We start from the raw sequence: 26,297 nt of genomic DNA, 5'->3' as shown, positions 1-26,297 counted from the left end.
CCATGCAAGCTTACCGTTTCATCACCGAGGACGACACGTCCCGCTTCTGCCACCGCGTGACCGAAGCGCTCTCCAAAGGCTGGCAGCTTTACGGCGAGCCGCGCTATGTCCACGACCCCGCCAGCGGCAAAATGCGCTGCGCGCAGGCGGTGATCAAGGAAGCGCCGGGCGTGGACTACGATCCCGAAATGAAGCTGGGGCAGCTATGAGCAAGACATTCGCGGGGCATTTTTTCGAAGATTATACCGTCGGGCAAGTCATCAACCACGCCGTGCCGCGCACCGTTTCGGGCGGCGAGCGGGCGCTTTATCACGCGCTCTACCCGGCCCGCCATGCGCTCTATTCCTCGGATGAATTCGCGCGGGCATCGGGTCTGCCGGAAAGCCCGATTGACGATCTCGCCGCCTTCCACCTCGTTTTCGGCAAAACCGTGCCGGATGTCTCACTCAACGCGGTGGCCAATCTGGGCTATGCAGAAGGGCGGTTCCTGAAGCCCGTCTATCCCGGCGACACGCTCTCGACCAAATCCGAAGTGATTGGCCTTAAACAGAATTCCAACGGCAAATCCGGCGTGGTCTGGGTCCGCTCGACGGGCACGAACCAACGCGGCGAGGTGGTGATGGACTATTGCCGCTGGGTGATGGTGCGCAAGAAAGACATGGACGCGCCCACCCCGGAGACGGTGATCCCGGATCTGAAACCGGCGCTTGGGGTCAGCGATCTTGCGATCCCCGAGGGGCTCGATTTCACCGACTACGATTTCACCGCCGCGGGCGAGCCGCATCGCTGGGGCGATTACGAGATCGGCGAGATCATCGACCATGTGGACGGCGTGACCATCGAGGAAGCGGAGCACATGCTCGCCACCCGCCTCTGGCAAAACACCGCCAAGGTGCATTTCGACGCCACCAACCGCGAGGACGGCAAGCGCCTGATCTATGGCGGTCACGTGATTTCGCTGGCGCGGGCGCTGTCCTTCAACGGTCTCGCCAATGCGCAGATGATCGCGGGGATCAACGCGGGCAGTCACGCCAACCCTTGCTTCTCCGGCGACACCGTGCGCGCCTGGACCGAAGTGCTGGACAAGACGGAAACCCATGCCCCCGGCGTCGGCGCCCTCCGCCTGCGCCTCGTTGCGATGAAACATGGCGGCGAGGTCGGCAAGCTGAAGGGTGAGGATGGGAAATATCTGCCCGAGGTTCTGCTGGATCTCGATTACTGGGCGTTGGTGCCGGTCTGATCGGGCTAAAAGCGACCATCGTTTAAAGGACCAAACCGCGCCGCGACCCTGCCTGCGGCGCGTGTTATTCTGGGCGATAAAGCGCCAGGAAATCTGAAAACCGCTGCCCTTGAATCAGGATATGCGCGCGCAGGACGGCGTCAGCTTCGGCCTCGTCGCCGGACTCAATAGCGGCGACGATTTGGGCGTGTTCGTTCAGCGACTGGTCCATCCGGCGCGGCATGCGGAGCTGGATGCGGCGGAACGGGCTGAGTTGCAGGTGCAAAAGCTCGGCCTGTTCGCGGAGGAACTGGTTGCCCGACCCCGCATAGATCGCGCCGTGGAAGCCGCGATTGGCGGCGTAATAGGCGGAGACATCGCCCGCATCTTGCGCGGTGTCGCACCTCACAAGCCATTCTTTCAGAGTCGCCACGAGATCGGGCGTCACACGGCGGGCGCAAAGGCGGGCGCAGGCGGCCTCGAGTTCCGCCATCACCTCGAACATTTCGACGATCCGCCCGATGGAGGGGTTCAGGACCTGCGTCCCGCGGCGCGGTTTCAACTCCACCAGACCCGTTGCGGAGAGCCGTTGCAGCGCCTCGCGGACCGGGGTGCGCGAGAGGCCAAAACGTTTCGCAAGAACAAGCTCTTCGAGCCGGGTGCCGGGGGGCAAGCGCCCCTCCACAATCTCCGTTTCCAGCGTCTCCGTGATCTGATCGGCCGCACTGCCCATGGATTTATTCCTTAATTATGTGTCCACAATTATTCCTTGTGTATACATAAAAGTCGAGTCAGTATGACGTAAGGGAAACCTGAAAAGAGCGGCGCAGAGACGCCGCAGACCGGCAAAACTGCCGATAGGGAGGAAAAACTATGCAAAAGATCATGACCGCCGCGATTATCGCGGCTGCGTTGCCGCTGACGGCGGGCGCGCAAGTGCTCAAGGCCAGCCACCAGTTTCCGGGCGGCAAGGGCGATGCGCGCGACGAAATGGTGCAGATGATTGCGCAGGATGTGGCGAATGCCGATGTCGGCCTCGAAATCCGCGTCTATCCGGGAGAGTCGCTTTATAAAGCGCGCGAACAGTGGAGCGCCGTGACCAGCGGGCAGCTTGATATGACGTCCTTCCCGCTCGATTACGCAGCGGGCCGCGTGCCGCAATTCAGCGTGACGCTGATGCCGGGGCTGGTGCAGAACCATGAGCGCGCGCTGCGGCTCAACGACTCGCCGTTCATGGACTCGATCCATCAGCTCATCGAGGAAAACGGCGCGCTGGTGATTGCCGATGCGTGGCTCTCGGGCGGTTTTGTGAGCAAGACCAACTGCATCACCGCGCCGGACACGATTTCGGGTCAGGTGACGCGCGCGGCGGGTCCGGCCTTTGAGCAAATGCTGGTGGGGGCAGGCGCGTCGATCTCGTCCATGCCGTCCTCGGAAATTTACACAGGGATGCAGACCGGCGTTCTCGACGCGGCCAACACCTCGTCCGGCTCGATGGTCAGCTATCGCCTGTTTGAGCAGGCCGAATGTCTGACCGCGCCGGGCGAAAACGCGCTCTGGTTCATGTATGAGCCGGTGATCGTGTCGAAACGCGTTTATGACCGACTCAGCGAGGAGCAACAGCAGGCCCTGATGGATGCAGGCCAGCGCGCCGAAGAGTGGTTCTCCGAGCAGGCCGCCGGGCTCGACAGCAAGATGGTCGATGCCTTCACCGAAGCTGGTATCGAGGTGGTCGAGATGAGCAAGGAGGATTACGACGCCTGGCTCGCGATTGCGCAGGAGACCTCCTACAAGGTGTTTTCCGAAGAGGTTGAGGGCGGTCAGGAGCTGATCGATCAGGCTCTGGCGGTCGAATAACCCATCTAACCGGGTGGGCGCGTCAGCCCACCCCACTCACCATATTTTAGGGGGCTTGGGCGATGCGCGGCTTTCTCCGCTTTCTCGACATGCTGGCACGGATCAGCGGCGTTCTGGCCATGCTGCTCTTGGTGGCCGCAGTTGTTGTGGTCACGCAAATGGTCGTGGTGCGCTATTTTCTCGGCGCGTCGACCGTGTGGCAGACTGAATTCGTGATTTACGCGACCACGGCGGCGATGATGCTCGGCTCGCCCTATGTGCTGGCCCTCAAGGGACATGTGGGGGTGGATCTGCTCGTCGAGGCCTCCGGTCCGGGGATGCGCCGGGTGCTGGCGGTGATCTCGACCCTCGCCTCCATCGGCTTTGTCGGCGCGATGGCGTGGTCGGGCGCACATTTTCTCTTTGAGGCGGCGACGCGCGGCTGGACGACAGACACGATCTGGGCGCTGCCGCTCTGGATTCCGTTCTGGCCGATCCCCTTCGCCATGGGGCTGATGCTGCTGCAATTGCTGGCCCAACTCGCCATGGCCGTTCTCGGCATTACTGAAGAGGAGACCGCCTGATGTCGCCATCCATTGCGGGCCTCGCCGTCCTCGTCTCCATGCTGGTTTTGCTGGCCGCGGGCACCCCGATTGCCTTCTCGCTCGGCTTTGTCGCCATCGCTGCGCTGGTCCTGTCCGAAGGGTTCTCCGCCATCGCCGGTGTCTCGGAAACCTTCTTCGCGGGGCTGGCCAATTTCGGCATGGTGTCCGTGCCGATGTTCATCCTGATGGGCGCGGCGGTCGCCAGTTCGCCAGCGGGCAAAGACCTCTATGAGGCGCTCGACCGCTGGCTTTACCGGGTGCCGGGCGGGATGGTCATGTCCAATGTCGGCGCCTGTGCGCTCTTCGCCGCCCTTTCCGGTTCCAGCCCCGCCACCTGCGCGGCCATTGGCAAAATGGGCATCCCGGAAATGACCAAACGGGGCTATCCCGACAGCCTCGCCGCCGGGTCCATCGCGGCGGGCGGCACACTTGGCATCCTGATCCCGCCCTCAGTGACGATGATCGTTTACGGGATCTCGACCGAGACCAGCATCGGCCGCCTGTTCCTCGCCGGGCTGATGCCGGGGCTGATGCTGACGGTGCTCTTCATGGCCTGGGCGCTCTTTGATTGCTGGCGCAAGGGGATCGCGCTTGGCGATGTGACCCGCCGCTATTCGCTGGCGGAGCGGCTCGAAAACCTGCCGCGCGTCCTGCCCTTCCTGATGATCGTCGCGACCATCCTCTTCGTGCTTTACGGCGGCGTCGCGACACCTTCAGAAGCGGCCGGAACCGGCGCGCTCATCTGTATCCTGCTCGTCGCGATCATCTACCGGATGTGGCGCGCGGGCCCGATGGTCGCGATCTTCCGCGACACGATCCGCGAAGCGGTGATGATTATGCTGATCATCGGCGCGGCGGAACTCTTCGCCTTCGCCCTGTCATCGCTGTTCATCACCCAAACGGTCGCGGGCGGAATCGCCGCGCTCGAAGTCAATCGCTGGGTGCTGTTGATCGTCATCAACATCTTCCTGCTGGTCGCGGGCTTCTTCCTGCCGCCGGTGGCGATCATCCTGATGTCCGCGCCGATCCTGATGCCCATTCTCGACTCGGCGGGGTTCGACCCCTACTGGTTCGCCGTGATCCTGACGATCAACATGGAAATCGGGCTGATCACGCCCCCTGTCGGGCTCAACCTCTATGTGATTAACGGGATCGCGCCGCAGATCGCCTTGCGCGATATCCTCATGGGCTCGCTGCCTTTTGTCGGAATGATGGTGCTCGGGATGCTGCTCCTCGCGCTCTTCCCGCAGATCGCCTTGTTCCTGCCGGACATGGTGATGGGGCCCTCGCCGTGACGACATTGACGACGCAAATCTATGACCGGCTGAATACACTTGTCGGCAACCATAGCTGGCCTTGGGCGCGCGGTGAGGCCGCGCCCCCGAAACCCTCCGCGTTGATCGAGAAGGCGCGCGAATTGCAGCGGCTGCACTCCGAAACGCGGATGATCACGCTGGCCGCCGAGATTTTGGACGGCTATGGCGCGATGGCGGACGAGGGGAAGCTCGCGTTTTTCGAGGGCCTGCGCGACGGGTTCGACCCGCATGGCGAGGCGCTTGCGACCGCCGCGCAGCGTTGGCTCGAAGCGCAGGACCCGGACACGCTCGAAGACCTGTCCCGCGCCGCCGAGCCGCCCCGTCAGGAACTGCTCCGCCGTCTCAACATGGCCCCCGGCGGCACCGTGCGGCTGGTCGCCATGCGGGCCGACCTGCTGCGGCTCACCAAACGCGACCCCGCCTTCGCCCGCGTCGATGCGGACTTCCGGCATCTGCTGCGGTCTTGGTTCAATCGCGGCTTTCTTCAACTCATGCGGATCGACTGGCGCAGCCCGGCTCTGCTTCTGGAAAAGCTGATCCAATATGAAGCCGTGCATGAAATTCAGGATTTCAACGACTTGCAACGGCGCGTGCTGCCGCCCGATCGGCGCTGCTACGCCTTCATGCACCCCGCCATGCCGGATGAGCCGCTAATCTTCGTCGAAATTGCGCTGATCGAGGGACTGCCGAATTCGGTGCAGGCGCTGATTGACGACGACCGCGCCGTCCTGCGTCCCGATCAGGCCGACACGGCGGTGTTCTATTCCATCTCGAACTGCCAAGCGGGGCTTGCCGGGATAAGTTTCGGCAATCTGCTGATCAAGAATGTCGTCGCCGAACTGGCGCGCGAGTTGCCAAACCTCACGCAATTCGTCACCCTCTCCCCCATTCCCGGCCTGCGCGCCTGGCTGGAGGAACGCGCCGAAGCGGGCGAAGCCCCTGCCCGCCGCCTTCTGGAGAGCGCCGAAACGGCCCCCCTCTCAGCCCAGACCGCGCGCTATCTGCTGCTCGCGAAAGATGCCCGCGAGCGCCCGCGCGACCCGGTGGCCCGATTCCATTTGGGCAACGGCGCCGAGGCGCATCGCGTGATCGCAGGCGCTGACACCTCCCCACGCGGCCAGAAGCAAAGCCTCGGCATGATGGTGAATTATCTCTATGATCTCAAACGGATCGAGACGCGCCACGATGATTTCAGCGAACGCGGCATCATCGCCGCGCCCAAGAAAATGCAGGACATGGCCCGCAAGGCGGCCAGCGACACGACCCCTGCCAAAGAAAAGGATCGACAGCTATGAGCAACATGCTTTTTGACGCCTTGATGGGCCCGCATGAGGGCAAGGATCGCGATTTTCTGATCCTGCCGGAGGGCGGCGTATGGTCCTATGACGCGGTCTATCGCCTGTCGGGCCAACTCGCCAATCTGCTGGTGTCCAAAGGTGTCGCGCCCGGTGACCGCGTGGCCGTTCAGGTGGAAAAATCCCCGCAAGCGCTGGCGCTTTATCTCGCGACCGTGCGCGCGGGCGCAGTATTTCTGCCACTCAACACCGCCTACACGCCGACCGAGATCGCCTATTTCGTCGGCGATGCAGAACCCGCGCTGGTTGTCTGCGACCCATCCCGTGAGGCGAAAAAGCAGGAATTCATGCCAGCGGACGGTGAGCTCCTGACTCTCGCCGCCGATGGCTCCGGCAGCTTGATGAATGAGACCAAAGCGCAGCCCGATACTCACGAGCCGGTGGCCCGCAGCGCGGATGATCTCGCCGCCATTCTCTACACGTCCGGCACGACCGGGCGCTCCAAGGGCGCGATGCTGAGCCACGCCAACCTGCTCTCCAATGCCGAAACACTGGTCGATGTCTGGCGCTTCGCGGCGAATGATGTGCTGCTCCACGCGCTTCCCATCTTCCACACCCACGGGCTTTTCGTGGCATCCAACGTCCTGATGCTCGTCGGCGGCGCGATGATCTGGCTCCCGAAATTCGACGCGGACACCGTGATCCGCCTCCTGCCCGACGCGACCAGCATGATGGGCGTGCCGACTTTCTACACCCGCCTGCTCGACCGCGACGATTTCACCCGCGATCTCGTGGGCAAGATGCGCCTCTTCACTTCGGGCAGCGCGCCACTCCTTGCCGAAACGCACCGCGCGTTCGAGGACCGTACCGGCCACCGCATCCTTGAGCGCTACGGCATGACCGAAACCAATATGAACACGTCGAACCCCTATGATGGCGAACGCCGCGCCGGCACCGTCGGCTTCCCGCTCCCCGGCGTCGAGCTGAAGATCACCGGCGAGGGCGGCGAGACCCTCCCCCAAGGCGAGATCGGCATGATCGAAGTGCGCGGCGGCAACGTCTTTCAAGGCTATTGGCGGATGCCCGAAAAGACCGCCGAAGAGCTGGCCGAAGACGGCTGGTTCAAAACCGGTGATCTCGGCCTGATCGACCCGGACGGCTATGTCACCATCGTCGGACGCGGCAAGGATCTGATCATTTCCGGTGGCTTCAACATCTATCCCAAAGAGGTCGAACTCTTGATCGACGAGATGCCCGGCGTGCTCGAAAGCGCCGTCATCGGCGTCCCCCACCCCGATTTCGGCGAAGGCGTCGTGGCCGTGGTCGCGCGCGCGAAAGGCACCGAGCCGGACCCCCAAGCGATCATCGGCGGGCTCGCGGACAGTCTGGCGAAGTTCAAGCAGCCGAAAAAGGTGGTGGTGGTCGACGAGCTACCGCGCAACACGATGGGGAAGGTGCAGAAAGCGGCGCTGAGGGAAGAGTTTGGGGGACTGTTTGCGGGGTGAGGTATTTTTTTCGCGCTGCCCGAGCTCTAACGAACCAGCCTCATTCCCGGATTCTCGGAGTTATCTTTGGCGACAAAGCCATCGCTCTCAGATGGAGGAGCCAGATAATCAGGACCAGAAAATAAAGATTAAAAATTTCGAAGATCGGGCCGCGCATGGTTACTGTGATCGGCTCGGCACTTCCGCCGCAGTCCGCGGTGAACGTTTGCGGGACTGTGGCAGACCATACCGTCTGGAAAAGCGAATAAATCCACGCAAGGATAACGACAACTGCAATCAGATTAAGGACATGCTTCAGGGGGCCACGACCAAGCGACAGGTCGAAGATATCAGCGCCAATTTGACGCGCACGGGTGGCCGGAAAAACAAGAATTGCGCTCAAGATCAAGACAAATGGGATGCTTGGCAGCGCACCGAAGATTGCGCCGCCAATTGGGATGCCTAAACTGTCGCATTGCCAATGCGGCGCATACCATTGCGGCGCGAGCAGGATGTCGGCCGCATACACGAATGGAAAGAGCCAAAACAACAGGGCGCCGGTCCAATAATAGTGGATCGGGTTTGAAAGCGTCGTGCGCCACGAAGCCCCTTTGCTGAAGATCAAAACCTCTCCACGATCACCGATCCCACGGAGTACCCCGCCCCAAACGAGCAGATGACGCCCTTGTCGCCGTCCGCCAGATCATCCGAAAAGCGGTGGAACGCGATGATGGAGCCAGCCGACGAGGTGTTGGCGAATTCCTGGAGGATGTTGGGCTGTTCGCCCGCTTCCGGCTCGCGGCCGAGGACTTTGCGGCCGACGAAATCATTCATGCCCTTGTTGGCCTGGTGGAGCCAGAGGCGGCGGAGGGAGTCTGTCTCGATGCCGGTGTCCGCGAGATGTTCGGTAATGTGCTCCGCGACCATCGGGACGACCTCTTTGAACACTTTGCGGCCCTCTTGCATGAACTGCATGTCGCGGCGGTCGGCCATGCCGTCGGGGCGGTTGCGGCGCAAGAAGCCGTTGTTATTGCGGATATTATTGGAGAACTCGGTGGCGCAGCGGGTGCCGAGGATTTCGAAGCCGTGGTCGAGATCGTCCTTGCGCGTCACCACGGTCGCGGTCGCCACATCGCCGAAGATGAAGTGACAGTCGCGGTCGCGCCATTCGAGGTGGCCGGAGGTGATTTCCGGGTTCACCACCAGCGCGCGGCGCACGGAGCCGGAGCGGATCATGTCGGCGGCGGCCTGGATCCCGAAGGTCGCGGAGGAACAGGCGACGTTCATGTCGAAGGCGAAGCCGCCCGCGCCGAGAAGCTTTTGGATTTCCACGGCAATTGCGGGATAGGCGCGTTCCATATTCGACGCTGCGCAGATCACGAGGTCGATATCCCCTCCAGTGAGACCCGCCGCATCGAGCGCCTTTTTCGCCGCGTCCACCCCGATTTCTGCCATGATCGACGGCTCATCATCGCTGCGCTGACGCAGATGCGGATACATGCGGTCCGGGTCAAGAACGCCGGATTTGTCCATCACATAGCGACTCTCGATGCCCGACGCCTTCACGATAAATTCGACGGAAGAATGCGCCTTCGCCTCGATCTCGCCCGCCTCAATCGCCTCGGCATTCTCCGCGTTGAACCGGTCGGCATAGGCGTTGAAGCTCTCGACAAGCTCGGCATTGCTGATGGTTTCGGGCGGGATGAAAAGGCCGGTGGCGGCGATGGCGGGCTGATACATGCGTGTCCTCACAAATTTGCCCGAGTTTCGCGGTTGCCGGCGGAAGGTCAAGACTTTCCGCCGGGTCACAAAGCGTGAAAACCGGGCCGAAGAGGCTCAGATGCTGCGTTGATTTACCCGTTTCGACAACTCGGCGGCGCTTTCGACGCGCTCGGAATAGCGGTCGGTAAGAGTGGCGCGGCTGCGCGTGAGATAGGTGAATTTCACCAGTTCCTCCATCACATCGACGATGCGGTTGTAGTAGGCGGAGGGCTTCATGCGGCCGTCCTCGTCGAACTCCATAAAGGCTTTGGCGACGGAGGATTGGTTCGGGATCGTCAACATCCGCATCCAGCGCCCGAGGATACGGAGTTGGTTTACCGCGTTGAAACTTTGCGAGCCGCCGCAGACCTGCATGACCGCCAGCGTCTTGCCTTGGCTGGGCCGCACCGCGCCGAGGGAGAGCGGGATCCAGTCGATCTGCGCTTTCATGATACCCGTCATGGAGCCGTGGCGCTCGGGCGAGGACCAGACCATACCTTCGGACCATTGCACCAGATCGCGGAGTTCCGCGACCTTGGGGTGATCCGGCTCGGTGCTGTCCGGGAGCGGCAGGCCGGTTGGGTCGAACATTTTCACATCCGCCCCGAAAGCGCGCAGGAGCCGCGCGGCTTCTTCCGCCGCGAGCCGCGAAAACGAGCGCTCCCTAAGCGAGCCGTAAAGGAGCAGAATGCGCGGCGGGTGGCCGTCATCGCCCGGCGGCGCCCAGTCCTGCGGGTCAATCGGCGCGAAGGAGTCCGCGTCGATATTGGGCAGATCCGACAGATCGGTCATTTGCTAACCACTTCCCCGTCTTCCTTGGTGAAGCTCGCGGGCGGATTGTCGAGCAATTCCAGCACCTTTTCGGAAGGACGACAGAGCTTGGTGCCTTTCGGCGAGACGACCACCGGGCGGTTCATCAGGATCGGTGCCTGCACCATCGCGTCGATCAGGTCTTCATCCGAGAGGCTCTCATCATCGAGGCCCATTTCGTCATAGGGCGTGCCCTTGCGGCGGAGCAGATCACGCACCGGGATGCCCATAGCGGTGATCAATTCCACCAGCTTCTCGCGGCCCGGCGGGGTTTTGAGATATTCGATCACCTCGGGCTCCTCACCGCTCTCGCGGATCATGGCGAGGACATTGCGCGACGTGCCGCATTTGGGGTTGTGATAGATCGTGATCATGGCTCACTCCTGTGGAAATTTATCGCGAGTGCGGTTGGCGAAGGCGACGAGGGACAGCATCACCGGCACTTCGACGAGGACGCCCACGACGGTTGCGAGCGCTGCGCCGGAGGTCAATCCGAAGAGCGAGATGGCGACGGCGACGGCGAGTTCGAAGAAATTCGAGGTCCCGATCATGGCGCAGGGCGCGGCGATCTTATGCGGGACTTTCAGCGCATAGGCCGCGCCATAGGCCACCGCGAAGATGCCGTAGCTTTGGATCAGGATCGGCACGGCGATCATCAGGATCACAATGGGACGGCTCAGGATCACGCTGCCTTGCAAGCCGAAGAGGATCACCACAGTGGCAACGAGGCCGATCATGGAGAGCGGCTTGATCCGGGTCATAAGCGCTTCCCAATCCATCGTCCGGCGGATCACCATGGCGACGGCGAGCGGCAGGACGATGAAGAGGATGACCGAGAGGATCAGCGTTTCCCAAGGCACGGTGATGTCGGAGACGCCAAGCAAGAGGGCCACGATGGGAGCGAAGGCGATGACCATGATGAGATCGTTTACGGCCACTTGCACCAGTGTGTAAGTTTCATCGCCGCGGGTCAGTTGCGACCAGACGAACACCATCGCCGTGCAGGGCGCCGCGCCAAGCAGGATCAGGCCCGCAATATATTGCTGGGCGTCCTCGGGGGCGATCCAGGGGGCGAAGATGTAGTCGAAAAAGAGGACCGCGAGGAAGGCCATTGTGAAGGGTTTCACCAGCCAGTTGACGACCAGCGTGATCAGCAGGCCGCGCGGCTGGCGGGCCACGTCTTTGACCGCGCCGAAATCGACGCCGAGCATCATCGGGAAGACCATGGCCCAGATCAGCACGGCGACGACGAGGTTGACCGACGCCACCTCCGCCGCCGCGATGGCGCTGAAAAGGCCGGGGAACATCTGGCCGAGGGCGATACCCACGACGATGGCGAGGAAAATCCAGACGGAGAGATAGCGCTCAAACGCTCCCATCAACAGTCTCCTGAAAAGCAGAGGTCGGGACGGCCATCGCAGCAATCTTCGGTGAGAAAGCCCATCAGGGTGCGCATCGTCTCCGGCTGGAGACGGTAGCGCATTTGCTGGCCGCTGCGGGTGGAGGTGATCAGCCCGGCGCGCTGGAGCGTGCCGAGGTGGAAGCTCATGCGGGTCGGGGCAATGTCGAGCTGCCGGGCAAGCTCGCCCGAGGCCAGCCCGTCCGGCCCGGTTTTCACCAGTAGGCGGAAGGCCCGGAGGCGGTCGGCATGGGCCAGCGCCCCGAGGGCGAGAATCGCGGTGTCATCATTCATGCGCCGTTACTACAAATATATTTGTAGAGTTGTAAAGCGACGGTTTTATGACGTTATTTTAACTTATTCCCCGTGGATCGGCTCGAAGAGCTTGCCACGCTCGGTGATGAAAATGATCGCCAGCGTGGTGCAGGAGCAGATCACATAGCCGAGAAACAGCGGCGTGACCGTGCCGTCATAGCTCTGGCCTATCAGCGCGCCGATCACCATGCCCATCAGGGCGGTGATCGCCCCGATGAAGGAGGAGGCCAGCCCCGCCTGACGCGACTGGTTCTCCATCGCCAGCGCGTTGAAATTGGCGAAGGTCACGCCGATCATCAGCATCATGATCGCGAGCAGCGGAAGGAAGAGCCAGACGGTCATGAGCCCGCTCAGTTGGATGATCAGCCCGACAATGGCGGTGATGCAGAACATCAGCGTCCCGCCATGGGACATGCGCCGCATCCCGAACCGGCCGACGAGCCGCGCATTGAGGAAAGACGAGACCGCGATCCCCCCGGCGACGAAGCTGAAGACGATGGTGAAATAATCGCCCAGCCCCATCGCCTCCGCCAGCACCTGCTGCGCCGAGGTGATGAAGCCGAACAGCGCGCCGAACCACGCGCCCGCCGCCAGCATATAGCCAAGGGTGATGCGGTCGCCGAACACCGCCTTGATGCCTTCGATCACAATGGGGAGGCGAATCTCGCGGCGATCCGCCGGGTCCAGCGTTTCGGGCAGATAGCGGGCGGCGATGTAGAGGACGGTCAGGCTGAACAGCGTGAGGAACAGGAACACGCCATGCCAGCTCGTAACCAGCATGATCCCCTGCCCGATCAGCGGGGCCAGCACCGGGACGACCATAAAGATCGTCGCGGCGAGCGACATCACGGAGGCCATGCTGCGCCCGCCATAGCAGTCCCGCACAACCGTCGTGGCGATCACCCGCGGCGCGGCGCTGCCGAGACCTTGGAGCACCCGCAGCGCCAAGAGGCCGCCGAAACTCGGGACAAACACACATCCGAGGCTCGCCAGCGCGTAGACCGCCAGCCCGCCAATCAACACCGGTTTGCGGCCATAGCGATCGGCCAGCAGACCCATGACAAGCTGCCCGCCGCCGAAGCCGAGCATATAGGCCGGGATCACAAGTTGCGGAGCATTTGGGTCGGTCAGACCCAGATCCTCGCCAATTTGCGGCAGACCCGGAAGCATGATGTCGATGGCCAGCGCGTTGAGGCCCATCAAGGCGGAAACAAGCAGCACAAACGCGTAATAACTGAGCGGCGCGTGCTTGGGAGACGGATTTTCGGAAGACATATCAAGCTCTTTATTTTTGCCGCCAAGCTATGCCTCTGCCTCCAAAGGGGCAAGCCCTGCTCACGGAGCGGTCTCGGAAAGTTAATTTGAAAAAATTTCGACGGATCACCAACGCTCATGCGTATCAGCTCGTATGGATCTACGAAGGAAACTGATATGTCGTTAACAAGACGCAACATTCTGCGGACACTCGCCGCCTCTCCGGTGGCGCTGGTGGGGGCGCGTCCGGCGCTGGCACAGACCGAAGCGGCGCAATCCATCGGCCTGATCGCGCCGAATGTCTGCACGCTCACGCCGGAGGTGACCGAAGGACCGTATTACCTCGATCCCGGCCTCGTCCGCGTCGATATTCGCGAGGATCGCGTCGGCATTCCGCTGGTGATGGAAATTCAGGTGGTCGATGAGAACTGCACCCCGCTTGAGGGCGCGCGCGTCGATATCTGGCATTGCGATGCGGAGGGCAATTACTCCGGCTATGCGACGCAGGGCAGCAACGGCACGCTCGACACCGAAGGCGAGACCTTTCTGCGCGGCACGCAAGAGACCGATGCGCGCGGTGTGGCGCAGTTCACGACGATCTACCCCGGCTGGTATCGCGGGCGGACGACGCATATTCACTACAAGGTCTTTCTCGATGAAGAAACGCTTCTGACGAGCCAGATCTTCTTTCCTGATGCTCTGAGCGAGTTTCTCTACCGCAATATCGCGCCTTATGACGGGCGCGGGACTGAGCGCGATACGGTCAATACGGGCGACAATATCGCGCAACAGGCGGGCGCAGGTGCTTATGCGGCGATCCGCGAAGTGCCGGGCAGCGGCTATCAGGCCGCGCTCGTGGTCGGGGTCGATCCCGACGCGACAGGCCGGACTGGCCAAAGCGGTCCCGGTGGGCGCGGCGCACCGCCCGAAGGCCGCGAGCCCCCGCAAAACGGTCAACCGAATGAAGGCGGCATGCCCCCGAGCGATGCCGCCCTCCCCGAAGGCGACGCCCTCAACACCCGGATGATTCCGGGCGTCGAGTAAGCGTCCCTACCCCCGCATGTGCCGAAGTCTGATCAATCCCGGTCAGACTTTCCCTCACCCATAGGCACATGCGGGGTGTACCATTCCTCATCCCGCGTGAACCACATGGTTGCCGCCAGCGCGAGGAAGGCAAGGCTCGCCCCTGCCAGAAGCGCGTAATCCGTGCTAACCAGAATGAGATAGAGCACCGCGTAAAGCGTGGTGAGCGCTGCGCCGAGCACCATGGCGGATGTGCCCATCTTCATGCCAATGGCCCCGTAAGCGGTCAGCAGTCCGATGGTGGCAATCGACGCGAGCAGATACGCTGAGCGGAACCCGATCTGCTCCGCATAGGCGACCATCAGCAGCACGAACACCGCCTGCGCCAGCCCGACGAGGATATATTGCACCGGGTGAACCTGTTTCGGCGCGCCGCGTTCGAGCAGGAGGATCGTCAGGAAGGTCAGCGCAATGAACAGGACCGAATAGGTCGTGGCGCGATAAGCCTTGCGGTAGAAATCATTGATCTGGAGATATTCTACGCCAAAGGCGGTCGCGCCGCGCGCGGCGATATCCTGATCGCTGCGGGACACTTGCGCGAGATTGCGCGCCAGATGCGGGATGGTCCATGTCGCCGTGAACCCGTCGTCGCTGACCTCGTAATCATCGGGCAAAAACTCTCCGGTGAAAGACGGGTCCGGCCAGTCGCCCGCCATTGTCACGCGGGTCGTGCGGCCTGCCGGGGTCACGAAAAGCCGTTCGGCGCCGTTAAGCCCGAGACTTAGGGTAAACTCGCCCCCCTGACGCGGGTCGCCAAGCCTAGCGAGAAATTGTCCGCCTGCCGCTCCGGGTGTGTAACCGCCGCCGCCATAGCGCCCGCCGGGATCGGAACTGCCCGCCGTTCGCACATTCGACCCGCTCGGCTCGATCCGAAGCGTCTCGCCATTGCGGGTTAGCACCGCCTCACCGCGCAACGCCTTGGCCGCGCCGACGGTCATGCGAATATAGGCGCGGTCCCATTGCACCTGGTCGCCCTCGCGCAACGCTTGCGGAACATCGCTGAGATCGAAGGTGAAGGCGGCATCGAGAGCCGCCGTATAGACCGGCACCTCGAAAATCCCGCGACTGCGCAGCTCGCTCTGGCTTGTGGCATTGATCTCAAGCGTCTCGGGCAACACATATATCGGGTCACGCGCACCAACCTCACGGATAATCTGCGGCGTCTCTTCTCCCGCCTCGCTGCCATCCTCGGGTTCTGTCTGAACCTGCCGCAGCACAGTCCCTTCAACCGGAATGACCAGCACCGGCCCGCTAAAGGTCTGCGGGCCGCCCCACTCCTCGCCAAGCTCGCGCACAACATCGCGATTGATGCTCTCGCGCTGCCCGACAACCGAGCCCGCGAGAAACAGCGGGATCACCATCAAAAGCGCCAGCAGTCCGACAATGATGAACTTGCCGCCCAATGTTTTCAGCATATGTCTCTCCTCACCTCAGGCCACTCAACGCTAATCGCCGTCCAGCGGCAAGGGGGCATCGGGCTTCACACGGTCCATGACGATCTGACTCTGCACCCGCGCAACAGCCGGATTGTCGAGCAGAACCTCCTGCACCAGATGGTTGAGCGCCTTAAGATCGGGTGTATAGACGCGCAACAGATAGTCCGCCTCGCCGGTGAGCGTCCACACGGCGACAATTTCGGGGCGGCGCTGCATCGCCGTTTCGAAATCCTTTGCATTGCGCCGCGAATGGCCCGCCATCACAACCTGCACGAAACTTTCGATGGTGAGACCGACCTTAGGGGCATCGACCAGAGCCCGCGCCCCGGTGATGATCGCGCCCTCTTCCAGCTTTTGCCGTCGCCGCCCAGCCTGACTTGCCGAGAGATTCAGCCGCTCACCCAACTCGGCATTGGTGAGCGTCGCATCGCCCTGAAGGGCGTGAATCAGGCGGCGGTCTGTGCGGTCCAACTCTGTCATATGCGTATTTCGCGCGCTATTTAAATTTAAAATGCGTCAATCACGCATACTAATTTCAAATTAGTCCAGATTCGCGCGCACAATGCAAGGGTTTCATGGGAGAGTCCCCTCAACAATCACATGGAGGATGCTATGGGACCCTTCCCGCACGACGCCCCGCCGGCAGAGATCACCGACCAGAACCCCGCCGGGACCGACGGATTTGAATTCGTTGAATTCGCGCACCCGAACCCGGATGAGCTGGCCGATCTCTTCACCAAGATGGGCTACACCAAGACCGCCAAGCACAAGACCAAGGACATCACCCTTTGGCAGCAGGGCGACATCACCTATGTGCTGAACGCTGAAAAAGGCTCGATGGGGATGGATTTCGTCGAGCTTCACGGCCCTTGCGCGCCGTCGATGGCGTGGCGCGTGGTTGATGCGGAGCACGCCTTTAACCGCGCGGTGGAGATGGGCGCGAAGCCCTATGAAGGGGGCGGCAAGGTCCTCGATGTCCCCGCCGTTTACGGCATCGGCGATAGCCTGCTCTATTTCGTCGACACCTATGGCGAGAAGGGCAATCCTTACGAGGCCGAATATGAGTGGCTGGATGGCGCGGACCCGAAGCCCGAAGGCGTGGGCTTCTACTATCTCGACCACCTGACCCACAACGTCCATCGCGGCAATATGGACACGTGGTATCGCTTCTATAACGAGATCTTCAATTTCAAGGAGATCCGGTTCTTCGATATCGAGGGCAAGAAAACGGGGCTGTTCTCCCGCGCCCTGACCTCGCCCTGCGGCCGCATCCGCATCCCGATCAATGAAAGCGCCGATGAAAAGAGCCAGATCGAGGAATATCTCAAGGAATATAAAGGCGAAGGCATCCAGCACATCGCGGTCGCGAGCGAGAATATCTACGACTCGACCGATCAGATCCATGCCAATGGCCTGCGCTTCATGCCGCCGCCGCCGGAGATCTATTACGACATGTCCTATGACCGCGTGTCTGGTCATGACGAGCCGATGGACCGAATGAAGAAGCACGGCATTCTGATCGACGGCGAAGGCGTGGTCGATGGGGGCAACACCAAGATCCTGCTACAGATTTTCTCGAAAACGGTGATCGGGCCGATCTTCTTCGAGTTCATTCAGCGCAAGGGCGATGACGGTTTCGGTGAGGGCAACTTCAAGGCGCTCTTCGAGTCGATCGAAGCCGATCAGGAAGCCCGCGGGGTCATCTGATGCGCGCATGGCACGAGTTTCCGGGGGCGCCTGCGCCCGGAACCGCGATTTGCGAGGCGGGGGTTGCGGCTCCCGTCTCCGAGATTCTGGGCAAGTTGCCTGTCCTCGTGGTGCCGACCAGCGCCGGGCCGCGCGCCTTCGTCAATCTCTGCCCGCATCAGTTCCTGCCGCTCGATCAGCGGGACAGCGACGTTCAGAACGGTGACCGGCTCATCTGCTCCAACCACGACGCGGTGTTTGACGCGCTGACGGGCGAAGGGTTGAGCGGTCACGCCGAGGGCTGTCGCCTCGCGGAAATTCCGCTAAAAGAACAGGATGGACAGCTCGTTATCGCCTAATCCGCTCGACGGAATCGTGCCGCTTCTGGAGACAGAGCGGCTGCGGCTGCGCGTCCATAGGGCGGATGATCTCGACGATATCGCGACCATGTGGGCGGACCCCGAGGTGGTGCGCTACATCGGCGGCACCCCGCAAACGGTTGAGCGCAGCCAAAACCGGATCTGCGCCAAGGTCGGCCACTGGCTTCTCTTTGGTTATGGATATTGGCTCGTGGAAACCCATGCGGGCGAATTTGTCGGCTCCGCAGGCTTCATGACGGGCATCCGCACGATTTCGCCGCCCTTACGGGGCATTGAGATGGGGTGGGTAATCTCGCCCGCCATGCACGGCAAAGGCTACGCTTTCGAAGCCTGCCAAGCGGCGCTCGACTGGCTCGATGACGCCCGCGCGCCAGAGGTCGTCTCCGCCATCGTCGCGCCGGAGAATACCGCCTCCATCAACCTCGCCACCAAGCTCGGCTTCCAACAAATCCGCGAAACGGAGTATCTCGGCGACCCGTGCCTTGTCTTGGAACGTCCGCGCCCTTAACCGCCGAAACAGGCCGCGCCGCCATTGGCCGCCAGCGTCCGCCCGCCATCAACGATCCGCGCGGCGCGTTGGCTCGACTGCCGTGCCGAGCGGCTTTTCGGCGCGGGCAGGATCGCCGCCAATTGCGCCGCCTGCCGCTCGCTCAACTCGGACGCCGAGACGCCGAACCAATACTGCGCCGCCGCCTCAACCCCGAACACACCCTCGCCCATTTCCGCGACATTGAGATAAATCTCCATGATCCGCGCTTTCGGCCAGATCAGCTCGATCAGGATGGTCAGATAGGCCTCCGCCCCCTTGCGGAGCCAGGACCGCCCCGGCCAGAGAAACACATTCTTCGCCACCTGCTGCGTTATCGTGCTGGCCCCCCGGCCCGACCCATCCTCGATGGCCTGCCGGATCGCGACCCCGTCAAAGCCGCCATGGTTGCAGAACCTTGCATCCTCCGCCGCCGCGACCGCCCGGCTCATGCGCGGGTTGATCGCGTCGAGGGGCACCCACTCCTGCCGGACCTCGCCCAGACGGTTGGTTTCCATCATCATCAGCGGCGTGAAGGGCGGCGCGATGAACCGCAGGATCAGGATGATCAGCGCGAGAAACGCCGTGAGCCGCAGAAACTGGCGCACGGTCCAGCCGACAAGCCGCCGCAACAGGCCACGCTTCGGCGCGTCCTCCTGCTCTTCCTCGATCTCTGCCTGTTTTGCCCGCGCCATGCTCGCGTGATTAGGCAAGCGCGCGCCGCGGCGCAAGGTCGCAGAGCCATGCGGCACGGGGTGACAGGCACGGTTTCCCGACTTATGCGATGAGAATGCATCGCTTTTCCGATGATTGGCCGTCCCTTCGCTGGGAGGGCGCGCTTGCCGAAACGCTTTATGGGCCGACGGGCCGCATGATGCTGGCCGACTGGCTGGAGCTTCAGAGAGCAAGGGTCGGTGACGCCGATTTCGCGCGGCTCTTCTCCGACCATATCGAGCTGCCCGGCATCGCGCCGCTGGATTATGCGCATCGTCATATCCGCACGCAGGCAGGCGCGCTGCTCGGCGGCATCCGCTTCTACGCGCAGGACATCACACGCCCCTTCGTCGAGGTGATTGCGCATAGTTTCGACAGTCTCGATGCGCTCGCGACAACCGTGGCGGCGGAATGGCAAAGCTTCGCGCCGCACCACATGCGGACGCGCCATAGGCCGGGTGAGACCCTTCCCAAGGGCAGCCATATCGACACCAGTATCTTCTTGGCGCGATACAGGGATATGCGCGCACCCCGCCCGGAGGTCACGCTAACGCCTTTTCCTGCACCCGAACCCGCCATCGCGATGGTCGCCGCACGCTTCGCCGCGATGGAGCAGGAAACGCCGGAGCTCCGCAAAGGCGTCATCCCCGCCGATGACGAGACCCTCCGCGCGTTGTGGGACTCAGGTGATCTCTTCGCGATCCACGTCGAGGGGAAGGGCATCACCGGCCTCATCGCGGCGGCGCCGGGCGCGATCGACTGGATCGCCGGAGACGAGGTAATCGAGGAAATTGTGCGCCTCGATCACGCCGGTTTTGGCTACGCCGCGGCGGCGCAATCGGCCCTCGCCGCGCGCCACCCGACCCGCGACCGGCTTTTGATCGGCACAATCGACGGTGGCAACATCGCTTCGAGAAAAACAGCTTTGAAAGCAGGGCGTTGGCAAGCCCTCGATTACGTTTTTACGCCCCTTTAAACCGCCATTGTCATGCGGACAAAACCTGAACACGGTTTAAATAATTTTAAATAAACCCTTAAGTCTTTTTTAAAAACTTTCGTGGCGAGTCGGCTTTCTCGTGGTTAAAAAACATATGCGCAAAAAAGCGCTCATACAGATATATGGAGACATAAAATGTTTTTCAGCTTCAAGACCTGGGGTAATAGCAACGACTGCGGCCATGACCACGGTTCCACCAACATCTTCGATTGGGCGAACGACCTGATCGCGTGGAAAGTCGACAAGATCAACGACATCTTCGACATTTTTGACCACGACAACGACAATGACTGCGGTCAGAACCACCACCACGACAACTCCTGCGGCGGCCAGCAGCCGGACCCCTGCGCGAGCCAGACCGACTACTTCGACTTTGCGTAAGCAATCTGAATGGTGAGGCATGGAAAGGGAGCCTGCGGGCTCCCTTTTTTGTATTTTAGGGAAAGTTCGCGATGAATTTTTTAAATCATGTAAAACGGAAATTTAATTAATACGATTGTTAGAATGTTTCTCCACCAACGAATTAGCCAACGCAACCATGCGCATAATTACTTCTTGAGAAGGTTTCTTTTTTCTCGGTCTGTGAGAAAGCCAGATTTTGGCAGCTTCAAGAAATCGGTCGCCATCGCTACCCAATTTCCCATCAAAATCTAGAGATTCGATTAGATCGGAGTAGCTACGTCTGTCGATCCTTGCGTATTTTGCCGCAGTCCTACCGTCAATCTCAGGATCTGAAGCTATAGATTCTAACGTATCTCGGATCTTCCACCAACTTGATGATAGATCTTCAAAGCTTAACTCATTGCCGTCCACCTCCGCTTTTTCATCAGCCTCGTCAGTATCAAAGGCTTGGTTATCGGCAACATCCGCTCTGATTTGCGCTGCGCTAGCAGTCAAGCTACTCAGCTTACTTTCAATCTCATCCAATGTCTTCTTAACTTCAAACTGATGCTCTTTTAAGATGTCATCAGTTTCCTGAATAGTTGACTTCATATCCCTAATTTTTCCGCTGAACAACATCCACCCTAACAGTACCGCGCAAATCGCGCCTAGAAAAGTCACAACACCTGAACCCAAGGTAGCTTGAGGCTGAGTTAAGTTTATTAACCACTGTGGCACTATATTTTACCTTATATTTATTCAATTTCGAAAAAGGCGCCCGAAGGCGCCTCTTTTATGCGGTTTCCCGTGTCTCATCATCGAGCGGATACTCCAAACGACTGAGCATTTCCTTCGGCACGATCTGGCGGAATTTCGGCAGCCAGAGGTCCCAATCGCGGAGGATTTCCTCACCCTTGCGGCTTTCGGTTTCCTTCACATGCTGTTCGATCAGACCGCGCAGCACGGCTTCCCATTGCGACGAGCGGATCGGCTGGGCGATGATCGATTCCGGGTTGATGAGGCGGTCGATATTGTCCTCCTCGTCGAGGATGAAGGCCATCCCGCCCGTCATGCCCGCGCCGAAATTCTCGCCCACGGAGCCGAGGATCACGGCCATCCCGCCAGTCATATACTCGCAACCATTGGTGCCGCAGCCCTCGATCACGACCTTCGCGCCGGAGTTGCGGACGGCGAAACGCTCGCCCGCCCGGCCATTGGCGAAGAGGTGGCCATCGGTCGCGCCGTAAAGCACGGTGTTGCCGATGATCGTGTTCTCCGCCGCCGTGAGCGGGCTGCCAAGCGCCGGGCGCACCACCACGGTGCCACCGGAGAGGCCCTTGCCAACATAGTCATTCGCATCGCCGTAGCAGACGATTTTCATGCCGGGGGCGGCGAAGGCGCCGAGCGATTGGCCCGCGCTGCCGGTGAGCTGGATCGTCAGGTGATCTGGCTGGAGGCTGTTGCGCATCCCGAACCGCTGCACCAGGTGCGAGGAGACGCGGGTGCCGACGGTGCGGTGCGTGTTCTCAACCGTGTAGGACAGCTGCATCTTCTCGCCATCGTTGAAGAACGGCCCGCCATCGCGGAGGATCTTCGAGTCCAGCGTCTCCGGCACGGCATTGCGCGGCGCGTTGCGGTCATATGTGATCTGGCGCGCGGCATCGACTTCGATCAAGAGCGGGTTCATGTCGAGATCGTCGAGATGCTCGGCACCGCGGCTGACCTGACTGAGAAGATCGGCGCGGCCAACCACCTCGTCGAGGCTCCGCACACCCAAGCTGGCAAGGATCTCGCGCACTTCCTGCGCATAGAAGGTGATGAGATTAACCACATCATCCGCCGTCCCGGTGAACTTCTTGCGCAGCGCTTCGTCCTGCACGCAGACGCCGACCGGGCAGGTGTTCGACTGGCACTGACGCACCATGATACAGCCCATGGCGATCAGCGCCGCCGTCCCGATGCCGTATTCCTCGGCCCCCAGCATCGCCGCGATCACAATGTCCCGGCCCGTGCGCAGACCGCCATCGGTCCGCAGGGTCACGCGCTCGCGCAGATTGTTCATCGCCAGCACCTGATGCGCCTCGGTGAGCCCCATCTCCCACGGCAGACCCGCGAATTTGATCGAGGTCGCGGGAGACGCCCCGGTGCCGCCATTATGGCCCGAAATCAGGATGATATCCGCCTTCGCCTTGGCCACACCGGCGGCAATCGTGCCGACCCCGGTGGAGGCCACGAGCTTCACGGTCACCTTCGCCTTCGGGTTGATCTGCTTGAGGTCATAGATAAGCTGCGCCAGATCCTCGATGGAATAGATATCGTGATGCGGCGGCGGTGAGATCAGCGTCACGCCAGGGGTGGAGTGGCGCAGTTTCGCGATCAGCTCGGTCACCTTCATGCCCGGAAGCTGGCCGCCCTCGCCGGGCTTTGCCCCCTGCGCGACCTTGATCTCAAGCTCTTCACAATGCAGCAGATATTCCGCCGTCACGCCGAACCGACCCGACGCGACCTGCTTGATCTTCGCAGAGGCGTTGTCGCCATTGGGCTCGGGGGTGAAATCCTCGGGGGACTCGCCGCCCTCGCCGCTGTCGGACTTCGCGCCGATACGGTTCATGGCGATCGACAGCGTCCGGTGCGCCTCGGGTGAGAGCGCGCCGAGGGACATGCCGGGGGTCACGAACCGCTTGCGGATCGTGGTGATGCTCTCGACCTCTTCGAGCGGTACGGGTTTCGCCGCCGGTTTGAAGTCGAGCAGATCACGCAGATGGATCGGCGGGCGCTCCTTCATCATCTTGGAATACTGCTTCCAAATGTCGAAATTGCCGCGCTTGCAAGCAGTTTGCAGGACGTGCATCGCACGCGCTTCCCAAGCATGGGTCTCGCCCGAGCGGCGCGCTTTGTAAAAACCGCCAATCGGCAGCACATCCGGCCCGTCACCCCACGCCTTGGTGTGCACGTCGCGGATTTTCTTTTCGATTCCAAGGATTCCGATGCCCGAAATGCGGCTGTGCATGCCGGGGAAATAGGCCGCGCAAAGCGCACGGGAGAGGCCAACCGCCTCGAAATTCAGACCGCCGCGATAGGACGAGAGGACCGAGATGCCCATCTTCGCCATGATCTTCAGCAAGCCTTGGTCAATCGCGGTGCGGTAGCGGCTCATCGCCGTGTCGATATCGCCGTCGAGCAGGCCGCGGCGGATGCGATCCGCGAGGCTGTCCTGCGCCAGATACGGGTTCACCGTGGTCGCACCGGAGGAGATCAGCACCGCGAAATAATGCGGGTCGATACACTCGGCGGAGCGGACATTAAGCGACACGAAGGTCCGCAGACCCTTGGCGGTCAGCCCCGAATGGACGGCGCTGGTCACGAGGATCATCGGCATCGGCAGGCGCTCCGGCCCCTGATGCTCGTCGGTCAGCACAATATGCGCCGCACCGGCACGCACCGCATCCTCCGCCTCGGTCCGGAGCCGCGCAATCGCCGCTTCCAGCCCTTCATCGGTGGTGTAGGTGCAATCGAGCGTTTTCACGCCATCGCCGAGATAGCTCACCATCGCATTGAACCAGCCATTCGAGAGGAACGGGCTGTCGAGCGTCAGGATTTCCGTCTGGCTGCCGGATTGGTCCAGCACGTTTTTGAGGTTCCCGAACCGCGTCTTGAGGCTCATCACGCGGAATTCGCGCAGGCTGTCAATCGGCGGGTTGGTCACCTGGGAGAAGTTCTGGCGGAAGTAATGCGAGAGCGGGCGATACTGCTCGGAGAGCACCGCCGACGGCGTGTCATCGCCCATGGACGCAATCGCTTCCTTGCCATCCTCGGCCATCGGCGCGAGGACCATTTCCAGCTCCTCAAGGCTGTACCCGGCCGCGATCTGGCGGCGGCGCAACTGATCGCCGGTATAACCGTCATCTTCCTTGGCGTGGTCGAGGTCTTTCTCCAGATCGGTGATCTTGCCGACCCACTCGCCAAACGGGCGCGAGGCGGCCAGCGCATCCTTGATCTCGGTGTCGTGGTAGAGCTTGCCCTCTTGCATATCGACGGCCAGAAGCTGGCCCGGACCAAGCGCGCCCTTTTCCTTCACCGTGGTCTCGTCGACCGGCACCATCCCGGCCTCGGAGCCCGCGATCAGAAGGCCATCCCCGGTCACAACATAACGCATCGGGCGCAAGCCGTTCCGGTCAAGACCCGCGCAAACCCAACGACCATCGGTCATGGCGAGCGCGGCGGGACCGTCCCACGGCTCCATCACCGAGTTGCAATAGGCATACATGTCTTTCCACGGCTGCGGCATTTCGGAGCCGGTATTCGACCAGCTTTCCGGCACCAGCATGGTTTTCGCCATCGGCGCGGAGCGGCCCGCGCGCACGACCACCTCAAACACCGCATCGAGCGCGGCACTGTCGGACGAGCCGCCCGGCACGATGGGTTTAATCTCATCCGCCAGATCGCCGAAGTAATCCGACGCCATGCGGATCTCGTGGCTTTTCATCCAGTTGAGGTTGCCCTTGAGCGTGTTGATCTCGCCGTTATGGGCCAGCATCCGGAAGGGCTGCGCCAGCCACCATTGCGGGAAGGTGTTGGTCGAATAGCGCTGGTGGTAGATCGCGAAGGCGGACTCAAAACGCTCGTCCTCAAGATCCGGGTAGAACACCGCGACCTGCTCGGCCAGCATCATGCCCTTGTAGATAATCGAGCGGCAGGACAGCGAGCAGATGTAAAAGCCCGGCACGCCCGCATTGCTGATCGCTTTTTCGATCCGGCGGCGCATGACGTAAAGTTCGCGCTCGAAATCTTCCTCATCGAGACCCTTGCCGTCGGAGATCAGCATCTGCTCGATTTCCGGGCGGGTCGCGTTGGCTTTCTCGCCAAGGCAGGTCACATCAACCGGCACATGACGCCAGCCATAGATGCGGTGACCCATGCGGAGAACTTCGGCCTCCACAATCGTCCGCGCCCGCTCCTGCGCCCCGAAATCGAGACGCGGCAGGAACACCATGCCCACGGCAAGGCGGCCATCATCCGGCTCGTGGCCCGTGCGGCGGATCTGATCCTCAAAGAAGCTGACCGGGATCTGCACGTGGATGCCCGCGCCGTCGCCGGTTTTGCCATCAGCATCGACCGCGCCCCGGTGCCAGATCGCCTTGAGCGCCGTGATCCCCGCCTGCACCACTTCGCGGCGCGGCGTCCCGTCGATAGAGACAACCAGCCCGACCCCGCAAGAGCTATGCTCATCCTCGGGGTTATACATCCCATGCTCCGCGAGATAGGCGCGATGCGCTTCCTGCTCGGCCACCCATTTGGCGTCAAATTTGGTCATGGTGTCCTCCGTCGGTTGGTTCGAACCTAATGATTGCGAACCGAAATTTTGTGATGGCGTCAAAGGTCGCCGAACATGGCGAAGACCTGCTCCGCCGTCATGGTTTCGCGATCCGCGCCGTGGAAGGCAAAATTGCCGGGCTTGCGGTCGATGAAAATTTCCTTGGTGAAGGCGAAGCCGCTCGGATCGTCAAAGGCGCCCATCGAGACTTCCCAATGTCCCTCCATCGGCCCTTCCGCGGTGATCCGGTAGAAAAGCGGCGTGCCGCAGTCCTTACACCAGCCGCGTTTGGCCCAATCCGAGGTGTCTCGCCAGACGACCGGGCCTTCCACAGCGAGATTGTCCTTGCCGACCGAGACCGCGAGAAACGCTGCCGTCGTCCAGCGGCGGCACATCTCGCAATGGCAGGCGTGAACTTCCGGCTCCGCGTCGGTTGCGGTGAAAGTGACCGCCCCGCACATGCACTGTCCTTTTTGCGTCGCCATG

Annotated in this window: 27 protein-coding genes; 13 read left to right on the top strand and 14 right to left on the bottom strand. The window is 61.6% G+C overall.

Features of this window, described 5'->3' with window-relative positions:
• Positions 1 to 2: 2 nt before the first annotated feature.
• Both ACMA5I_RS00560 and ACMA5I_RS00555 read left to right on the top strand, forming a co-directional pair.
• A complete protein-coding gene (locus ACMA5I_RS00560) occupies positions 3 to 209 on the top strand; it encodes a DUF1737 domain-containing protein (RefSeq protein WP_525884270.1) in 207 nt (68 codons plus the stop codon).
• Positions 206 to 1,240: a MaoC family dehydratase gene (locus tag ACMA5I_RS00555; protein ID WP_525884269.1), complete on the top strand. Its 1,035-nt coding sequence runs from the start codon at positions 206 to 208 to the stop codon at positions 1,238 to 1,240. Before ACMA5I_RS00560 ends, ACMA5I_RS00555 begins: the two co-directional genes overlap by 4 nt.
• A 64-nt stretch (positions 1,241 to 1,304) precedes the next feature.
• On the opposite strand, the gene ACMA5I_RS00550 is transcribed toward ACMA5I_RS00555, so the two are convergent.
• Positions 1,305 to 1,952, bottom strand: coding sequence for a GntR family transcriptional regulator (locus ACMA5I_RS00550; RefSeq protein ID WP_525884268.1), 648 nt, complete (start codon positions 1,950 to 1,952; stop codon positions 1,305 to 1,307).
• A 140-nt stretch (positions 1,953 to 2,092) separates the two neighbouring features.
• Here ACMA5I_RS00550 and ACMA5I_RS00545 point away from each other — a divergent pair, with 140 nt between their 5' ends.
• The 5 genes from ACMA5I_RS00545 (at position 2,093) to ACMA5I_RS00525 (ending at position 7,776) form a co-directional block, all read left to right on the top strand.
• On the top strand, positions 2,093 to 3,076 hold the full coding sequence (locus ACMA5I_RS00545; RefSeq protein ID WP_525884267.1) for a TRAP transporter substrate-binding protein: 984 nt from the start codon (positions 2,093 to 2,095) through the stop codon (positions 3,074 to 3,076).
• Positions 3,077 to 3,138: 62 nt separating this feature from the next.
• A complete protein-coding gene (locus ACMA5I_RS00540; RefSeq protein WP_525884266.1) occupies positions 3,139 to 3,639 on the top strand; it encodes a TRAP transporter small permease in 501 nt (166 codons plus the stop codon).
• Positions 3,639 to 4,955 carry a TRAP transporter large permease gene (locus ACMA5I_RS00535; protein ID WP_525884265.1) on the top strand — a complete coding sequence of 439 codons (1,317 nt, stop codon included), beginning with the start codon at positions 3,639 to 3,641 and terminating at the stop codon, positions 4,953 to 4,955. The genes ACMA5I_RS00540 and ACMA5I_RS00535 overlap by 1 nt, the downstream gene beginning before the upstream one ends.
• A complete protein-coding gene (locus ACMA5I_RS00530; protein WP_525884264.1) occupies positions 4,952 to 6,271 on the top strand; it encodes a malonyl-CoA decarboxylase domain-containing protein in 1,320 nt (439 codons plus the stop codon). Before ACMA5I_RS00535 ends, ACMA5I_RS00530 begins: the two co-directional genes overlap by 4 nt.
• Entirely contained in the window at positions 6,268 to 7,776 is a 1,509-nt protein-coding gene (locus ACMA5I_RS00525; RefSeq protein WP_525884263.1) for an acyl-CoA synthetase, read from the top strand. The genes ACMA5I_RS00530 and ACMA5I_RS00525 overlap by 4 nt, the downstream gene beginning before the upstream one ends.
• A gap of 40 nt (positions 7,777 to 7,816) precedes the next feature.
• Here the strand turns inward: ACMA5I_RS00525 and ACMA5I_RS00520 are convergent, their stop codons facing one another.
• From ACMA5I_RS00520 to ACMA5I_RS00490, 7 genes are all read right to left on the bottom strand, one after another.
• Positions 7,817 to 8,380, bottom strand: coding sequence for a hypothetical protein (locus ACMA5I_RS00520; RefSeq protein WP_525884262.1), 564 nt, complete (start codon positions 8,378 to 8,380; stop codon positions 7,817 to 7,819).
• Positions 8,377 to 9,495: a beta-ketoacyl-ACP synthase III gene (locus ACMA5I_RS00515; protein WP_525884261.1), complete on the bottom strand. Its 1,119-nt coding sequence runs from the start codon at positions 9,493 to 9,495 to the stop codon at positions 8,377 to 8,379. The genes ACMA5I_RS00520 and ACMA5I_RS00515 overlap by 4 nt, the downstream gene beginning before the upstream one ends.
• Before the next feature lie 96 nt (positions 9,496 to 9,591).
• Positions 9,592 to 10,308 (bottom strand): arsenical resistance protein ArsH, encoded by a 717-nt coding sequence (arsH, locus tag ACMA5I_RS00510; RefSeq protein ID WP_525884260.1) that lies wholly within the window; start codon positions 10,306 to 10,308, stop codon positions 9,592 to 9,594.
• Positions 10,305 to 10,700, bottom strand: a complete 396-nt coding sequence (arsC, locus tag ACMA5I_RS00505; protein ID WP_525884259.1) for an arsenate reductase (glutaredoxin) — start codon at positions 10,698 to 10,700, stop codon at positions 10,305 to 10,307. The genes arsH and arsC overlap by 4 nt, the downstream gene beginning before the upstream one ends.
• Positions 10,701 to 10,703: 3 nt before the next feature.
• Positions 10,704 to 11,705, bottom strand: a complete 1,002-nt coding sequence (gene arsB / locus ACMA5I_RS00500; protein ID WP_525884258.1) for an ACR3 family arsenite efflux transporter — start codon at positions 11,703 to 11,705, stop codon at positions 10,704 to 10,706.
• On the bottom strand, positions 11,705 to 12,019 hold the full coding sequence (locus ACMA5I_RS00495) for an ArsR/SmtB family transcription factor (RefSeq protein ID WP_525884257.1): 315 nt from the start codon (positions 12,017 to 12,019) through the stop codon (positions 11,705 to 11,707). Before ACMA5I_RS00495 ends, arsB begins: the two co-directional genes overlap by 1 nt.
• Positions 12,020 to 12,082: 63 nt before the next feature.
• On the bottom strand, positions 12,083 to 13,315 hold the full coding sequence (locus ACMA5I_RS00490) for a multidrug effflux MFS transporter (RefSeq protein ID WP_525884256.1): 1,233 nt from the start codon (positions 13,313 to 13,315) through the stop codon (positions 12,083 to 12,085).
• A gap of 156 nt (positions 13,316 to 13,471) precedes the next feature.
• On the opposite strand from ACMA5I_RS00490, the gene ACMA5I_RS00485 reads away from it, so the two are divergent.
• On the top strand, positions 13,472 to 14,338 hold the full coding sequence (locus ACMA5I_RS00485; RefSeq protein ID WP_525884255.1) for an intradiol ring-cleavage dioxygenase: 867 nt from the start codon (positions 13,472 to 13,474) through the stop codon (positions 14,336 to 14,338).
• Between the two features lie 32 nt (positions 14,339 to 14,370).
• On the opposite strand, the gene creD is transcribed toward ACMA5I_RS00485, so the two are convergent.
• Together creD and ACMA5I_RS00475 are read right to left on the bottom strand one after the other, a co-directional pair.
• Positions 14,371 to 15,792 carry a cell envelope integrity protein CreD gene (gene creD, locus ACMA5I_RS00480; RefSeq protein ID WP_525884254.1) on the bottom strand — a complete coding sequence of 474 codons (1,422 nt, stop codon included), beginning with the start codon at positions 15,790 to 15,792 and terminating at the stop codon, positions 14,371 to 14,373.
• A 30-nt stretch (positions 15,793 to 15,822) separates the two neighbouring features.
• Positions 15,823 to 16,293: an Lrp/AsnC family transcriptional regulator gene (locus ACMA5I_RS00475; RefSeq protein ID WP_525884253.1), complete on the bottom strand. Its 471-nt coding sequence runs from the start codon at positions 16,291 to 16,293 to the stop codon at positions 15,823 to 15,825.
• Positions 16,294 to 16,425: 132 nt separating this feature from the next.
• Here ACMA5I_RS00475 and hppD point away from each other — a divergent pair, with 132 nt between their 5' ends.
• Genes hppD through ACMA5I_RS00460 form a run of 3 tightly spaced genes read left to right on the top strand, consistent with a single transcriptional unit; the run spans position 16,426 to position 18,387 of the window.
• Complete coding sequence (hppD, locus tag ACMA5I_RS00470; RefSeq protein WP_525884252.1) at positions 16,426 to 17,520, top strand: 4-hydroxyphenylpyruvate dioxygenase; 1,095 nt, start codon at positions 16,426 to 16,428, stop codon at positions 17,518 to 17,520.
• The gene (locus ACMA5I_RS00465) at positions 17,520 to 17,858 is read left to right on the top strand and encodes a Rieske 2Fe-2S domain-containing protein (RefSeq protein WP_525884251.1); all 339 of its coding nucleotides are present in this window, start codon (positions 17,520 to 17,522) and stop codon (positions 17,856 to 17,858) included. Before hppD ends, ACMA5I_RS00465 begins: the two co-directional genes overlap by 1 nt.
• Positions 17,836 to 18,387 carry a GNAT family N-acetyltransferase gene (locus ACMA5I_RS00460; RefSeq protein ID WP_525884250.1) on the top strand — a complete coding sequence of 184 codons (552 nt, stop codon included), beginning with the start codon at positions 17,836 to 17,838 and terminating at the stop codon, positions 18,385 to 18,387. Before ACMA5I_RS00465 ends, ACMA5I_RS00460 begins: the two co-directional genes overlap by 23 nt.
• Here ACMA5I_RS00460 and mtgA read toward each other — a convergent pair.
• Positions 18,384 to 19,100: a monofunctional biosynthetic peptidoglycan transglycosylase gene (mtgA, locus tag ACMA5I_RS00455; RefSeq protein ID WP_525884249.1), complete on the bottom strand. Its 717-nt coding sequence runs from the start codon at positions 19,098 to 19,100 to the stop codon at positions 18,384 to 18,386. The genes ACMA5I_RS00460 and mtgA overlap by 4 nt on opposite strands.
• 95 nt (positions 19,101 to 19,195) lie before the next feature.
• On the opposite strand from mtgA, the gene ACMA5I_RS00450 reads away from it, so the two are divergent.
• Positions 19,196 to 20,095 carry a hypothetical protein gene (locus ACMA5I_RS00450; protein ID WP_525884248.1) on the top strand — a complete coding sequence of 300 codons (900 nt, stop codon included), beginning with the start codon at positions 19,196 to 19,198 and terminating at the stop codon, positions 20,093 to 20,095.
• Positions 20,096 to 20,251: 156 nt separating this feature from the next.
• Positions 20,252 to 20,497: a hypothetical protein gene (locus tag ACMA5I_RS00445; RefSeq protein WP_525884247.1), complete on the top strand. Its 246-nt coding sequence runs from the start codon at positions 20,252 to 20,254 to the stop codon at positions 20,495 to 20,497.
• Positions 20,498 to 20,599: 102 nt separating this feature from the next.
• Here the strand turns inward: ACMA5I_RS00445 and ACMA5I_RS00440 are convergent, their stop codons facing one another.
• From ACMA5I_RS00440 to ACMA5I_RS00430, 3 genes are read right to left on the bottom strand one after another with little or no spacing between them, the layout of a single operon-like run.
• Positions 20,600 to 21,235 (bottom strand): hypothetical protein, encoded by a 636-nt coding sequence (locus tag ACMA5I_RS00440; RefSeq protein WP_525884246.1) that lies wholly within the window; start codon positions 21,233 to 21,235, stop codon positions 20,600 to 20,602.
• Between the two features lie 55 nt (positions 21,236 to 21,290).
• Entirely contained in the window at positions 21,291 to 25,811 is a 4,521-nt protein-coding gene (gltB, locus tag ACMA5I_RS00435) for a glutamate synthase large subunit (protein WP_525884245.1), read from the bottom strand.
• Between the two features lie 59 nt (positions 25,812 to 25,870).
• The gene (locus tag ACMA5I_RS00430; protein WP_525884244.1) at positions 25,871 to 26,296 is read right to left on the bottom strand and encodes a GFA family protein; all 426 of its coding nucleotides are present in this window, start codon (positions 26,294 to 26,296) and stop codon (positions 25,871 to 25,873) included.
• Between the last annotated feature and the right edge of the window lies 1 nt (position 26,297).

Source organism: Jujubicoccus corallicola, from assembly GCF_047345645.1.
Lineage (GTDB): Bacteria > Pseudomonadota > Alphaproteobacteria > Rhodobacterales > Rhodobacteraceae > JBLEFH01.
This window is presented reverse-complemented; position numbering and strand designations above follow the sequence as displayed.

Coding starts and splice junctions, on each gene's coding strand:
- ACMA5I_RS00445 (WP_525884247.1), top strand. CDS start 20,252: ATGTTTTTCAGCTTCAAGACCTGGGGTAATAGCAACGACTGCGGCCAT.
- creD (WP_525884254.1), bottom strand. CDS start 15,792: ATGCTGAAAACATTGGGCGGCAAGTTCATCATTGTCGGACTGCTGGCG.
- ACMA5I_RS00535 (WP_525884265.1), top strand. CDS start 3,639: ATGTCGCCATCCATTGCGGGCCTCGCCGTCCTCGTCTCCATGCTGGTT.
- ACMA5I_RS00555 (WP_525884269.1), top strand. CDS start 206: ATGAGCAAGACATTCGCGGGGCATTTTTTCGAAGATTATACCGTCGGG.
- arsC (WP_525884259.1), bottom strand. CDS start 10,700: ATGATCACGATCTATCACAACCCCAAATGCGGCACGTCGCGCAATGTC.
- arsH (WP_525884260.1), bottom strand. CDS start 10,308: ATGACCGATCTGTCGGATCTGCCCAATATCGACGCGGACTCCTTCGCG.
- ACMA5I_RS00550 (WP_525884268.1), bottom strand. CDS start 1,952: ATGGGCAGTGCGGCCGATCAGATCACGGAGACGCTGGAAACGGAGATT.
- ACMA5I_RS00495 (WP_525884257.1), bottom strand. CDS start 12,019: ATGAATGATGACACCGCGATTCTCGCCCTCGGGGCGCTGGCCCATGCC.
- ACMA5I_RS00560 (WP_525884270.1), top strand. CDS start 3: ATGCAAGCTTACCGTTTCATCACCGAGGACGACACGTCCCGCTTCTGC.
- mtgA (WP_525884249.1), bottom strand. CDS start 19,100: ATGGCGCGGGCAAAACAGGCAGAGATCGAGGAAGAGCAGGAGGACGCG.
- ACMA5I_RS00465 (WP_525884251.1), top strand. CDS start 17,520: ATGCGCGCATGGCACGAGTTTCCGGGGGCGCCTGCGCCCGGAACCGCG.
- hppD (WP_525884252.1), top strand. CDS start 16,426: ATGGGACCCTTCCCGCACGACGCCCCGCCGGCAGAGATCACCGACCAG.
- ACMA5I_RS00515 (WP_525884261.1), bottom strand. CDS start 9,495: ATGTATCAGCCCGCCATCGCCGCCACCGGCCTTTTCATCCCGCCCGAA.
- ACMA5I_RS00540 (WP_525884266.1), top strand. CDS start 3,139: ATGCGCGGCTTTCTCCGCTTTCTCGACATGCTGGCACGGATCAGCGGC.
- arsB (WP_525884258.1), bottom strand. CDS start 11,705: ATGGGAGCGTTTGAGCGCTATCTCTCCGTCTGGATTTTCCTCGCCATC.
- gltB (WP_525884245.1), bottom strand. CDS start 25,811: ATGACCAAATTTGACGCCAAATGGGTGGCCGAGCAGGAAGCGCATCGC.
- ACMA5I_RS00430 (WP_525884244.1), bottom strand. CDS start 26,296: ATGGCGACGCAAAAAGGACAGTGCATGTGCGGGGCGGTCACTTTCACC.
- ACMA5I_RS00545 (WP_525884267.1), top strand. CDS start 2,093: ATGCAAAAGATCATGACCGCCGCGATTATCGCGGCTGCGTTGCCGCTG.
- ACMA5I_RS00460 (WP_525884250.1), top strand. CDS start 17,836: ATGGACAGCTCGTTATCGCCTAATCCGCTCGACGGAATCGTGCCGCTT.
- ACMA5I_RS00475 (WP_525884253.1), bottom strand. CDS start 16,293: ATGACAGAGTTGGACCGCACAGACCGCCGCCTGATTCACGCCCTTCAG.
- ACMA5I_RS00490 (WP_525884256.1), bottom strand. CDS start 13,315: ATGTCTTCCGAAAATCCGTCTCCCAAGCACGCGCCGCTCAGTTATTAC.
- ACMA5I_RS00485 (WP_525884255.1), top strand. CDS start 13,472: ATGTCGTTAACAAGACGCAACATTCTGCGGACACTCGCCGCCTCTCCG.
- ACMA5I_RS00525 (WP_525884263.1), top strand. CDS start 6,268: ATGAGCAACATGCTTTTTGACGCCTTGATGGGCCCGCATGAGGGCAAG.
- ACMA5I_RS00450 (WP_525884248.1), top strand. CDS start 19,196: ATGCATCGCTTTTCCGATGATTGGCCGTCCCTTCGCTGGGAGGGCGCG.